This is a genomic window from Clostridioides sp. ZZV15-6598 (assembly GCF_020657705.1).
GTDB lineage: Bacteria > Bacillota > Clostridia > Peptostreptococcales > Peptostreptococcaceae > Clostridioides > Clostridioides difficile_F.
Window position 1 is genome coordinate 1 of record NZ_JAGWCS010000105.1, and the last position, 13904, is coordinate 13904.

11 protein-coding genes are annotated in these 13904 nt (G+C 29.5%); all 11 read right to left on the minus strand.

The window, feature by feature from the left end; all coding sequences use genetic code 11:
- Nucleotides 1-77 precede the first annotated feature (77 nt).
- The 11 genes from KGF50_RS16145 to KGF50_RS16195 all read right to left on the minus strand — a co-directional run bounded on the left by KGF50_RS16145 (nt 78) and on the right by KGF50_RS16195 (nt 13583).
- A complete protein-coding gene (locus KGF50_RS16145; RefSeq protein WP_227849013.1) occupies nt 78-1190 on the minus strand; it encodes a permease in 1113 nt (370 codons plus the stop codon).
- A gap of 15 nt (nt 1191-1205) precedes the next feature.
- Complete coding sequence (locus KGF50_RS16150) at nt 1206-3161, minus strand: alpha/beta hydrolase family protein (RefSeq protein ID WP_227849014.1); 1956 nt, start codon at nt 3159-3161, stop codon at nt 1206-1208.
- 18 nt (nt 3162-3179) lie between these two features.
- Entirely contained in the window at nt 3180-5216 is a 2037-nt protein-coding gene (locus tag KGF50_RS16155) for an alpha/beta hydrolase family protein (RefSeq protein ID WP_227849015.1), read from the minus strand.
- 133 nt (nt 5217-5349) lie between these two features.
- Entirely contained in the window at nt 5350-6009 is a 660-nt protein-coding gene (locus KGF50_RS16160; protein ID WP_227849016.1) for a GntR family transcriptional regulator, read from the minus strand.
- Between the two features lie 312 nt (nt 6010-6321).
- Nucleotides 6322-7248: a ketopantoate reductase family protein gene (locus tag KGF50_RS16165; RefSeq protein WP_227849017.1), complete on the minus strand. Its 927-nt coding sequence runs from the start codon at nt 7246-7248 to the stop codon at nt 6322-6324.
- A 218-nt stretch (nt 7249-7466) separates the two neighbouring features.
- Nucleotides 7467-8051 carry an orotate phosphoribosyltransferase gene (gene pyrE, locus KGF50_RS16170; protein WP_227849018.1) on the minus strand — a complete coding sequence of 195 codons (585 nt, stop codon included), beginning with the start codon at nt 8049-8051 and terminating at the stop codon, nt 7467-7469.
- A gap of 95 nt (nt 8052-8146) precedes the next feature.
- Nucleotides 8147-9049 carry a dihydroorotate dehydrogenase gene (locus KGF50_RS16175; protein ID WP_227849019.1) on the minus strand — a complete coding sequence of 301 codons (903 nt, stop codon included), beginning with the start codon at nt 9047-9049 and terminating at the stop codon, nt 8147-8149.
- Complete coding sequence (locus tag KGF50_RS16180) at nt 9042-9734, minus strand: dihydroorotate dehydrogenase electron transfer subunit (protein WP_227849020.1); 693 nt, start codon at nt 9732-9734, stop codon at nt 9042-9044. Before KGF50_RS16180 ends, KGF50_RS16175 begins: the two co-directional genes overlap by 8 nt.
- A 38-nt stretch (nt 9735-9772) precedes the next feature.
- On the minus strand, nt 9773-10693 hold the full coding sequence (gene pyrB / locus KGF50_RS16185) for an aspartate carbamoyltransferase (RefSeq protein ID WP_227849021.1): 921 nt from the start codon (nt 10691-10693) through the stop codon (nt 9773-9775).
- Between the two features lie 291 nt (nt 10694-10984).
- Nucleotides 10985-12013, minus strand: a complete 1029-nt coding sequence (locus KGF50_RS16190) for an NlpC/P60 family protein (protein ID WP_227849022.1) — start codon at nt 12011-12013, stop codon at nt 10985-10987.
- 439 nt (nt 12014-12452) lie between these two features.
- On the minus strand, nt 12453-13583 hold the full coding sequence (locus tag KGF50_RS16195; RefSeq protein WP_227849023.1) for a M56 family metallopeptidase: 1131 nt from the start codon (nt 13581-13583) through the stop codon (nt 12453-12455).
- Nucleotides 13584-13904: the final 321 nt, after the last annotated feature.

The window sequence follows — 13904 nt, forward strand, 5'->3', positions numbered from 1 at the left end:
TATCTCTACATATAAGTTTCCCTATATGCTGACTATTTTAGCTACTAACTCATGACTAAAGTCACGAGTGTGCGTAGTTATTTTTTAATCAAATATGCTCTTTCTTCTTCTGTTTCCCCAATGGCATTACATACCTCATTTGAAATCAAATATGTTGTTGGGAATCCTAACATCTGGCAAAATCCTACACCAAAGGCAAGAGGTTTGGAACCAATAATTTTCCATCCAGGTAATACCTTCATTGTAATAAATATACCAATAATAGAAACTGCAAACATACCTACAATTGGTACAAAAAGACTAACTAAATCTGTCAAAGAAACCTTCGCTAAAGAAGGAATAACAGCTGCAAACACAACCATGTTGATAAACCCCTTTATTTTTCCTTTTTCCAGAATGTCTTTTGGTACAATACCAATACGTGTTACAAGAACACCAACAACAAGACATACAATCGAATAATTCACATGAATAATCTCTGAAAACTCATATCCTAAATAAGAGAATATAGCTATAAAAAATATACAAACATTTGTAGAATAATATTTATCATATTTTTCGCAGAAAGCCTGTTTTGCTTTTTTTGCTGTACCTTCTGTTTCTTTATTATCACCACCCACATTTGCCAAATCAATTCCCTTTCCTTTTGCTTCATGATATTCTATTAAAAGGCGGTTAGCTTCCTGTAGTGCAGCTCTAGAGGCAATTGGTGTACCAACAAATTTCTGAATTGCAAATACAACTGTTGCTGTAGCTGCTGCAAGTGTCAATCCTTTTTCTAGTGCTGCCTGTGTCATAATAGTGGTAGCAGGTAAAGCCCCATTTATAACTGGTATACTTGTCAATACTGTTGCTTTTCCAAACAGAGGAATACACAATGAAACACAAATGATAACTGCCAAAATTCCAAGCCATGCTGTCAACACAGTTCTCCATTCATCTATAAACTGTTTGACATTCAACATTGTTCCCATACTGAACATAATCATTGGAACACTCCAACTTGCCGCTGCAGTCATACCTGCTTTTTCAATAATATCTGCTGGTATCACTTTTGTAACAAAGAGAATCAGAAATAAAAGTAATGTGACAAATACAGCAGAAACTTTTGCTTTTGTTTTACTTGCAATTAAATCTCCAATAGCAAATAAAACTAATACAACACTAAACCATAATAACATTTCACTCATAGAATAACCCCCTTATTATAAATATCTTTCAAACCAATCTACAATGGCATCAGCACGTACAATTCTATTAGATGGTCTGCCATTTCTAGACAATCCGTGCGTATCTCCGTGGAATAAATACATTTCTGTGTCTACACCAAGCTGTTTTAATGCTGTAAACATTTGGAAAGTATCTCCCATAAAACATCTATAATCTCTATCGCTATGTAAGAACAAAGTTGGTGTTTTAACATTTTTTACATACTTAATAGGAGAATGGTTCCAAAGAACTTCCTCATGATTCCAAGGTGTCTTATCACCACAAGTTTGCTTCATAATTCTATCACCAAAGTCAATAATCAAAGACGCTGTAACTAAATTACTAATACCTCTTTGAGAAGCAACTGCTTTGAAACGGTCTGTATGACCAATTATCCAATTTGCCATATAACCACCATAACTTCCTCCTGTCACACCTAGACGGTCTGCATCAATACCAGGATATTTTTCAATACAGGTATCTACAAATTCTATGAGATGTTCATAGTCAACATAACCCCATCTTTCTACCATCTCCAAGAATTTTTCACCATATCCATCGCCTCCATGAGGATTACAGTAAATAACATACATTCCCTTTGACGCTACACACTGTTTTAAATGTGTAAACATATAGCCATATGCCCATTTAGGTCCACCATGAATAAATAATACCGCTGGATATTTTTCATTTTTTTTAGCATCTACAGGTGGTATTACAAAACCATCTACTTCCTCTCCATTTTTTGCCATAAATGTTAATTTTTCAGGCAAAGACACTTTATGACTGTCTAAGTATGGTTTAGAAAAAGTAGTCATTTTTATCATTTCTCCTGTTGTCATATCAATGCTATATATTTCTGCTAATTCATAGTCTTTCAACATAACTACATACATTGTGTTGTCATAAACATCAAAAGAGGTAAAAGCATCTACTTTTGTAATAATGCGTATATTACCTGTTGTTGTGTCAAATTCATTAAACTCTGTCATAGTTCTGCAAATTCTTGCACCAATAAATTTATCTCCTATGACTTTATTACTGCGCCCACCACCATATACAGCATCTACATCCAATAATGTGGCATACATACCATCTGGGCTTGCAATCATATTCATTTCACCATTATCCAAGTTAAGCATAAATATATCATGGTTCTGTGTAATAGAACGGTCTAATGTAGAAGCCTGCAACATTACTTTATTTTCACCAATATATTTAGCTAAGCTAATTTGATACTTTCCTTGTGGAACAAGTTCTTTTGTTTCTCCAGTTTCTAAATGATACTCCCAAAGACCAGAAAAAGGTGTCGCACAATCTTCATAAATCTGACCAATATATAAAATTCTTTTTTTGTCAGAAGAAACATCTAAACTTGCTACCTCACAATATTTTGGTGTAATAGCTTTTGTCTCATTTTTTCCTTCTTGATACAACTCTAATGTAACACGTCTTCTTTGAGAAAAACTTTCTCCATCTCTTATAAAAGGTTTATCTGTAAATGTCCAATAGTCTACACCTTCTACCGCTCTATCTGCTTCGGATTTTTTGGCATCTGTTGGATTTTTTGTCATCAATAACCACAATTTATTTCCCAATGATACGGGTAGACCACAGACTTTTGGAATAGAAAATGCTTTTTTTGCTTCTCCCCCTTGTATAGAAATAGTATAAAAATCTGTTGTTCCTGCTTTTGGTTTATCTCTTTTTGAAGTAAAAAATAATTCTGTATTAGAAATCCAGCTAAATGCTGTTACATCTTTTGTTTGAGTCAAATGTATTTGTTTCTTTGTTTTTGTTTCCATAACATATAAGTCATGTTCATAACAATCTTTTTCCTCATTGATATTTGATATAATATAAGCAATATAATCTCCATCAGGGGAACAAGAAATATCATGAGGAAATAAATATTCGAAAATATCTGAACTTTCAACTTTTAGTTTTTCCATTTTTATATTCTCCTCTCTTTACTGCTCTTTTTTAACATATATTGAAAACCAATTTAACATTTCTACAAATCTTTGTAGTTTTTGTTTTGGTCTACCAGAACGTGATAACTCATGATTTTCTCCTGTAAAAAGACAAAGTTTTGTAGGACATCCATGAATTTTTAATGCAGAAAACATCTGGAATGCTTCTTGCATATAGCAGCGATAATCTTTTTCGCCATGTAAGAATAAAGTTGGAGTAACACATTTATCAGCATAGGCAAGAGGAGATTGTTTCCATTGAAGCTCATGATTTTCCATGTGTGAAGCTCCTGTTTGTCCTTTGCAAAAATAATAACCAATATCTGTTGTACCCTCCATACCACTCCAGTTTGCAATAGAACGCTGAGCACAAGCCGCAGCAAAACGATTTGTATGACCAATTATCCAGTTGGTCATAAATCCACCATAGCTTCCACCTTCTACAGCCAATTTTGTTTCATCAATATCAGGATATTTTTTAAGCACAGTATCTGTAAACTCCATAAAATCTGTGTAATCAATATCTCCAAATTGTTTTCTAATATCAGCAAAGTCATTGCCTCGACCTTCAGAACCTCTTGGATTACAGAAAAAGACAAAATATCCTGAACTTGTAAATACCTGTATTTCATGCATAAAATATGGTCCATATGTCAATCTTGGTCCACCATGAATTGCCAAAATAGCTGGATATTTCTTTCCTACTTCATAATCTATTGGTTTAAATGCATATCCTTGTATTTCCCAATTAGAACTTCCTTTCGATTCTATATATTCTGGTTCAGAAAATTTATACTCTTGTAGAATATGTTCATTCAAATATGTTTTCTGGCAGAACGTTTCATTTTCTACTGTATAAACTTCAGGTAATTGATTTCCTGTACAAGCCACACATACAATATTGCCATCTTTCACATCAATAAAATCAACAGAACCTGTTTTTGTAACTTTTTCCTGTCTTCCTGTTGGAATATGTATTCTTTCAATAATGCAGTCCATATTTACTGTAGAAGTATAATAAATATATTCACCATCTACTTTTGTTGTCTGCCCTGTACCTATTTTAATATCAGATGTTATTGTATTTCCTATACAATGATGTTGATGTTCTGAAAGAAGTTTCATTTCTTTTGTATCAATATCAATGATATAAAAATCTCCATTTTCACCATTACCATAAGACAAAGCATCTGTTAAATTTAATACTGCCTTATTCTCATATAGTTCAAAACCTTTTACGATATAATTATCTTTCTCTAATATACAAACATTCGTATTATTTTTAGTATCAAATACATAAACACCATTTTTTAGACCTTTTACATTTTCAAATTCCTGTCCTACATATAATATTTTGCCATCATTTATTTTCATACCTACCACATTAAACATTGGAGCTGTAATTGGATTTAATTCCTTTGTATCATTGTTATATAAGTATAGGCGTTTTCTTTTCCTACTAATATATCCTTCACCATTGACAGCATAAGGAATTTCCTTAAAGTGTTCATGTTGTCTTTTATTATAAGCATTTATTTTTTTCTGCTGTTCTTCTTCTGACAATCCTTCCACATCAGGTTGGTCATTATCATAAGAATCAATAACTGCATACAAACCTTTTCCTATGGGATTCAATTTACCACCTTTGATTGGTAATCTAAAAAGTTCTTCTGCTTCTCCACCGTGTAAAGATAAAGCATAATAACTCATACATTGCTTGCCCTTTTTAATATCTTCTTTTACTTTTTCATTTCTCAAAGCGGGGAATAAAATCGTATTTTCATTTTCCCAAGCGTATGCTCCTACAGAATCTATAGAAGTTATTTGTTTCAATTCTTCACTTTTATTGTCTAATACATAGAGTTGGCTTGTGTAACCATTTCCTTTGATATCAGCTTTCTTTACAACAAAGGCTGTATATCCTCCATCTGGAGACAATTGGCAGTCACTGATAAACTGAAATTCCAAAAATGTTTCACTTGTAAATAACTTTTTCATAGTATTTTCTATCCTTTCTGTAATAATTTTATTCAATGTTCCTATCACCTCTTTCAAATTTTTATAAAAAATTTAAAATTTTAAATTTAAAATAAAAAATTTTTTATAAAAGGTTAATTTTTTAGGAAGCCATATGGCTTCCTGTACTATATAGGAATCTTAAAATCTCTTATTCATCTTCACAGAAGCGTTTAATAGTTCCTTGGATATGATTTCTTAATTTCTCAACTGCTTTTTTTGTATCTCTCTTTTCAATGTATTTCAATATTTCAAAATGGTCTTGCACTGTTCCCTCATAATTACGATTTTTTAATGGTCGTATCAAATAATTTACCACTATAAATCTTCCTTGTATACCAACATAGACATCTTTTAAAATTTTATTATTTGCACCCTCAACAATGGCTTTATGTAATTTCAAATCTGTAAGAGCAAGTTCTACAGATTTTCCTTGTTGATAAAATGTTTCGCATTTATCAGAATATTTTTTTATCGTATCTAGCTTTTGTTGAAAAACCTCTTCTTCTTCTTGCATCATTTTTTCTAAGGCATATGTTTCAATCAATGTCCTTGTTTCACAAACTTGTTTTACCATATCATATTCATACTCTGGTACATACACCTTACCATTTGTCATAATAGTAAGCACACCATCTTTATTTAACATTTTTACTGCCTGCACGACTGGTGTTCGGCTAACTTCAAACTTTTCACAAAGGTCATTAAGTAAAATTTTCTGACCTACAGAGTATTCACCACGGATAAGACTTTCAATAATCTTATGATATAAAATTTCATCTAAATTTGACTTTACTTTCAATACTATCACCTTATTTCTATACTATCACTTTATTTATATTATTTTGTTATAATATAATAAAAACATAAACTATAAGACATTATTAGACAGATTAAATTATAAAAATTTACTGTATCATAACAACTGAAATAATATATTACAAAAAGTATAGCATTTCTTTCTTTTTTTTGCAATAAATAAAAAATTTTAAATTTTTTATTTTTTTAGTATTCATAATTTGTGATATAACCATTTTTACCAATTGTATCTACTAAAAAAGCTGTAAATAAATTTGTTTTTACACAGATTTACTTACAGCCTCAATTTTTTTCTAAAATTTTCCTAAAATCTACTTTCAATTACTTTTATCATATAAAAAAAAGTCTGATTTACAGGAGTAGGTATGTTATACTTTCTTCCAAGCTCACAAATATTCTTAGAAAACATGTCTACTTCTGTAAGTCTATGAGCCTCTACATCCTGAAGCATTGATGTTCTACCTTCTCTTGAATGTTCTAGTATTCTATGTAATGAATTTTCTACATCATCTTCTGTAAGGCATATACCTTTTACTCGAGCTATATCAACTACTTCTCTCATTGCAGATTTTGCTAACTCTCTTAGATATTCAGAATCTTGAAATACTCCATAAGAAGCGCCAAGTATAGCTGAAGTTTGATTTACTCCAATATTAACCATGTATTTCCACCACATGTCTCGTTGAATATTTTTTGATAATACATATTCTATATTTACACTATCAAAAACTTCAGTTATTATATCTGTTTTTCTATCTTCACTATTATCTTTATTTCCAAATACAATTATTCCATCTGTAGTATGTATAATATTATTTTCTATTTTTTTTGCATCTATATTTGTTACATATGAATATACCATTTTTTCAATTCCAAATCTTTCTCCTATTATCTCTTCACTATTAACTCCATTTAGTAAAGACATTATTACTGTATCTTTTCCAACCAATCCATCTAACTCTTCTATATTTTCTTTTAGGTTATTGTATTTTAAACCTATAATTATAAAATCAGCTTCTTGTTTATATTCATCTTTAGTTATATAATCAAAGTCATATCTTTTTCCATTTATTATAAAGCCATCTTCTAAATATCTTTTTTTTCTTTTTTGGTCACAAAGAATTTTAAAATCATATTTAGAATTTAAAAATTGTTCTGCAAAAGTAGCTCCAACAGCACCAACTCCAAAAAATACAACCTTTTTTTGATTTTTCTCTAATTGATTACTCATACCAAAACCCTCCCAATATATATAATAATTTTTATCTTATACTTATATTGTACTGCTACTATTGATTATTTTGTAAATATATTTTTAACAAAAAACAGCTAGCTTTTTAAATGAAAGCTAACTGTTTTTTATCTCTTGTTTATATATTTACATTGATATTTTTTTAGTCAAAAAAATTTGTATTTATTCAAATAATGTTAAATATAATTAATTAGTTATTACATTCCTAATTCTTTAAATTCTCTACTTCCAGGTTTAACAACTGGTAATTTTCCTTCTTTACATAAAGGACATTCATCAGCTTCATAAACTTGAATATCAAGTTTTACTGCACTATATATAGGCATACCTATATCATGATTAGTTCTATCAGCTATACAAGCAACACCTATAACTTCTCCACCTAATGCTTCTAATACTCTTTTTGTTTCCATAGTTGACTTACCAGTAGTAACAACATCTTCAGCAATTATTATCTTTGCACCTTTTTTAACTTCAAACCCTCTTCTTAACTCCATTGTATTATCTTTTCTCTCAGTGAATATAGCTTCTTTTCCTAATTGTCTTCCTAATTCATAAGAAACTACTACTCCACCCATAGCTGGTCCAACTACTAAGTCTATACCTAAATCTTTTATTTGTTCAACAACTGTATTTAATACTTCAGCTGCATACTCTGGAAATCTTAATAACTTTGCACATTGCACATATCTATTACTGTGCTTTCCTGAAGATAATAAAAAATGTCCTTCTAATAACGCATCACTTTTCTTTAATATATCTACTACATCTACTTTACTCATATTATTTTTTCCTCCATGTTAATATTATAAAATTATATTTATTTTAATTTATATTATTTGCTTTAGTTATACTTATTTATCATACCTATACTAGCTTATATAATTCCTCTTATTTCTTCTAGACTCTTTATTCCTTCTCTATCCATAAATTCATTGATTCCATCTATTATTTCAAGACCAATTTTAGGATTCATGAAATTTGCAGTTCCAACTTGAATACAAGTAGCACCTGCCATTATAAATTCTATTGCATCTGTAGCTTTAGTTATTCCACCCATTCCCATTACTGGTATATTTACATTTTTACAAACTTCATGTACCATTCTAAGAGCTATAGGCTTTATAGCTGGTCCAGATAATCCAGCATATACATTTTCAAATACTGGCTTTCTATTTTTTATATCAATTGCCATTGCTTTAAACGTATTAACTAAAGATACTCCATCAGCACCTTCTTCTTCACAAACTTTTGCCATACCCACAATATCTTCAGCATTAGGCGATAATTTTATTACTAGAGGTAGTTTAGTTACGTTTCTTACCTCACGAACAACTTCTCTTGCAACTTCATTTTTTATACCAAAAGCCATTCCTCCTGCTTTGACATTTGGACAAGATATGTTTAATTCAATAATATCTATAGGCTTTTCATTTAACAGTTTAACCCCAAGTAGATAGTCTTCTAATGTTCCACCTCCAACATTAGCAATTCTAACTAAATCTAATTTACTGAAGAAAGGAAGTTCATTATCTATAAATCCTTGAACCCCAGGATTTTCAAGTCCAACACTGTTCATCATACCTGATGGTGTCTCATGAACTCTCATACCATTATTACCAGGTTTTTTATTTAAAGTAAGACCTTTACTACTTATGCCACCAAGTTTTTGTATGTCATAAATTTCATTATATTCTCTTCCAAATCCAAAAGTCCCAGACGCCATTATTACTGGATTTTTAAAATCAATATTTCCAAATTTTACGTTTAAATTAGCCATTAAAAATCACGTCCTCTCCCCAAAATACTGGACCATCTTTGCAAGTTTTTTTGTTTCCTTTAGTAGTCTTACATGTACATACTAAACAAGCTCCTACTCCACATGCCATATGATTTTCAAGTGACACCATAATCCTTGTTTTAGTACCTTCTACCATTTTAACCAATTTTTCCATCATTGGAGTTGGTCCACATGTTAATATATAATCATATTTCTCTACATCAATTATATCTGTTACAAACGTATTTCCTACTGTTGTATATACCTCATTACAAACTTCTTTATATTCATTTTCTAATATAACATCTTCTCTAAATCCAAGATAAGCATCACAGTTTTTTATATTTTTAGCAACTAAATATAATGGTGCTACACCGATTCCACCACCTACTAGAGCTACTTTTCCATCAACTTTACTATATCCATTTCCATAAGGGCCTTCTAGCTTTATAGTATCATTTACTTTTAGATTACTAAGAATTTGAGTTCCTTCTCCTACTACTTTATAAAGAAAAGTTATACCATCTTCATCTATATCATGTATACTTATAGGTCTTGAAAGTACTGGATAAGTATCCCATGCTCTTAGCATATAAAATTGCCCCATCTTACCTTCAAAAGTACCTTTTACTTTCATTCTATACATATCTTCACCTATGTATATATTCTCTAGAATTTTATACATCCCAAAATCTCCTTTACTTTACTATTATATAATGTAACCTAGCCTTCATTTATACCTAGAAGCTTTATTATTAATGCCATTCTAACGAACATTCCATATTTAGCTTGCTTAAAATAAACAGCTCTATCATCTGTATCTACATCAACATCTATTTCATTTACTCTTGGTAATGGATGCATTACTAACATATTTTCAGATGCTTTTTCTAATTTAGCCTTATTTAAAATATAATAGTTTTTCAGTCTTTCGTATTCTGATTTATCTTCAAATCTTTCTTGTTGAATTCTAGTCATATATAAAACATCCAAACTTCCTATAACATCATCTAAATTATTAGTTTCATAGTAAGCATGTCCCTTTATAGCTTCTTTTATATAGTCTGGCATTTTTAGTTCTTCAGGTGCTATAAATACAAACTTAGTATTTTTGTATCTTGCCATAGCCTTAACTAAAGAATGTACAGTTCTTCCATATTTTAAATCACCACATAATCCTATTGTGTGATTTTCTAAAGTTCCTTTTAATGATTTTATAGTAAGTAAATCTGTAAGTGTTTGGGTTGGATGCTGATTTCCGCCATCTCCTGCATTTATAAATGGTACTTCTGTAAATTTTGATGCTTCTGTAGCTGCACCTGATTGAGGGTGTCTCATAGCTATTATATCAACATAACCAGATACTATTCTCATCGTATCACCTAAAGTTTCACCCTTTGATGCAGATGATGAGTTTGGCTCTGAAAAACCTACGACACGACCTCCTAGTCTGTTCATAGCAGATTCAAAACTTAATCTTGTTCTTGTTGACGGTTCGTAAAATAATGTAGCTAATAGTTTACCTTCACATATATGAGAATATTTTGACGGATTGTCAATTATTTTTTGAGCTAATTCTAATATTTCATCTATTTCTTCTATTGAAAAGTCTTCTGGTTGGATTAAATTTCTTGATTTTAACATCTTTCGTCCTCCTTTTTTAGCCTCTCTGAACTAAAATTAAAAGTATTTTTGTACTGTTAGTAGCTTATCACCTTTACCTTATCCTGTCAAGGTATTGCACAAATAATCATTATCTGGAAAGAATACTATTTAATAGTAATATTAATACAAATCCAAATCAAAATTTAAGATAATACAAAAACACTCTATATTGCATTTAACATATAATCATTTTAAGTTTCCTGATTAAATTAAATATAATATAGAGCATTTGTATTTATGTATTTATCAACTTGTTATAGTACAAATCGATTATAAGATTCTTTTTGCTGTAACAAATCTTGCTGTATAGTATGCTGAATTTATACTAGTTACACGAACTGTTTTTCCTGTTGATGGTGAATGTATCATATTACCCCCACCTACGTATATACCAACATGGCTAACAGAACCAGAACCATTAGTTGTAAAGAATACTAAGTCTCCTGGCTGTAAATTTGCCTTACTTACAGTTTGTCCATAATTAGATTGTGCCTTAGATGTTCTTGGTATCTTCTTTCCTACTGCATTTCTGTATACATATTGTGTAAATCCTGAACAGTCAAAAGTATTTGGCCCTTCTGCTCCCCAAACATATGGGCAACCTTGCTTAGAATAAGCCAAATTAAGTACAGCTTGAACTGCATTAGAGTTAGCTGTTGGCACATTTGAATTATTGTTTTGTTGATTGTCATTTGTATTGTTTTGTTGAGTGTTATTTGTGTTTGTAGAATCTCCATTTTGAGTAACATTTTGGTCTACTTGTGGTTCTTCTATTACTGGAGCTTTATCAGTTACATAAGATGATTTTACATATCCTTCTGTTTCTCCATCTTTAACTTTCAGCCAATCTCCATTTTCCTCTAAAACCAATAAAGAGCTTCCTTTTTCTAGCTCTCCAATTACTTCTGAATTTTCACTTTTATCTTTTCTTAAGTTTACTTTATCAGCGTTAGTATATCCTACCCCTTCAGATATATCTACATATCTAGTAGCTAACCAACCTTCGCCATCTTCAACTTTAACTTTAACCCATTCTCCTTGGATTCCTAGAACTGTAAATTCGTCTCCAGAATAAGCTATATTTTGAACTTGTCCTTCTTCTCTTATCTTTATAGCTACTCCATCTTTTATTCTTGCAACTTTATATTTTACTTCTTTATATTCACCTAAATTTAATTCAGTATTTGTTTTATCATCTTTATTTTGAGATGAATCATTTATTTCATCTGCATTTACAATGGAACTTACTGATAATGCCATAACTGATGCAAATACTGGTATTAATATCTTTTTCTTCACGATAAACCTCCTAAAATTTTCCCATAATTATCTTATGATTCTATTTTGTAGGTGAAGTGTACCTAAGGATAAAATACTAATACACAATACATTAATAAAAGCTCTATCTGTAACTTTTTTGTAAACCTCTTTATATAACTTTTATAGTATCATTATATTAATAAATAATAATTAATTAGTTTATCCAATATGTCACCTAAATATACATTATTTATTTAATTATATAATAGGAGTTTGTAAAAGTAAAGAATTTTGTACCTTTTGAAGCTAAAGTACGCATAAATATTGTTTTATGTGTTTTTTTGTGCGTTTTTATGTATCGTATATTTTTTAATAGAACTTCTATAAAGTTAGAAATATAGTGAATTTTTTAACTTGTTGTAAATAAAAAGTCACTCTTATAAGAGTGACTTTTAGACTATCGTTTTTTCAAATTTAATTATGGTTTTAATTTGTTATAGAATTTTATATCAACCTCTATTTTATCAGAATCTTTTGGAATCTTACCTATATATTCACAGTTTTCTTTATGTTCTTTTCTAAGCTTTTCAGGAGCATCTGCATATGTAAATGATATAAATGAAATTACTGCGATTCTAATAGGTTCTGAGTAATCTACTTCTTCTGGTAATACATTTAAATTAGAAATACTAGTTGAATTGACCTTTAAAAAAGTAATAGAAGATAATAAACATAAAATTAATGCCATTAAAATACCATTTTTGTATTTTTCATTAAACATATTTATTACCCTTTTTCTAATATCAGATTGTTTATGTAATCCAGCCACAAATTTATTTGAAATATTTGAACCTCTTCTCATCGCATTTATAATTGTTAGAGCATAATCTTGTTTTTCTTCTTCACTACGGTTCTTCAAAACTCTTTCATCACAATAAAGTTCACAATCTAAATCTATATGTTTGTCCATTATGTATACAAATGGATTAAACCAATATACTATTTTTAAAAATATCATTACATACTTTAGACAAAGATCTCTACTCTTAAAATGCATAAGTTCGTGTCTAAAAATCCAATTGAGTTCTTTTAAATTATACTCATGTGGTGGTAAAAGCACACATGAATCAAAAAATGCTGGTGTTTCAACTTCATAAGAATATTTTAATTTTATATCTTTTGTTATATTAAATTCTTTTAATATATCTTTGTAGAGATTTATTATTTCTTCATCCTCAACATCATAGGATAAATCATTTATCAAGTTTTTAAGTTTTATGTATTTAAAGAGAGTATGAATTAAATATATTACTACAGTTATTAGCCAAGCATATAATAAAATATTATTCTTTAAATTTGAAATATTATTAAAGCCTTCTAAATTTATGTTATTAATATTGATATTTTCTTTGCTTCTCAAGATGTTTATTGTAAAGGTATAGTATGTAAAAGGCAGCAATAGCTTAGTAACAACTATCATCCATATGTAATAATTAAATTTTTTACTAAATCTTTTGAATACATTTTTCTTGAAAATCAATATCAGAAAAATACTTAAATTACTTACTATAACAGTTCTAAAAATCCCATTCAAAATTGAATTAACCATACATTTTCACCTAGCTTACTTATTAGTATTTTATATATGAACTCACTTATTTTTAAGTTTTTCATATTTTCTATTGTTTTTGAAATTACAGAATAAACATCTATTTTGCTTGCTTATTATTTATTTTATATTTATATTTTTATTGTTTATTTATAGTTAGTTATAAATAATTTTTTTCTTCAAGCTGAAGACAGCATACGATGTCAGCCTCGGTCTCGTGTGCTCGGAGATGTATATAAGAGACATGTAATCTGGTGATTTGATGGATTTGATGATGTTGAATCAAGAAGTATCTTAGAAACTCCAAAACCTTATAAAAAA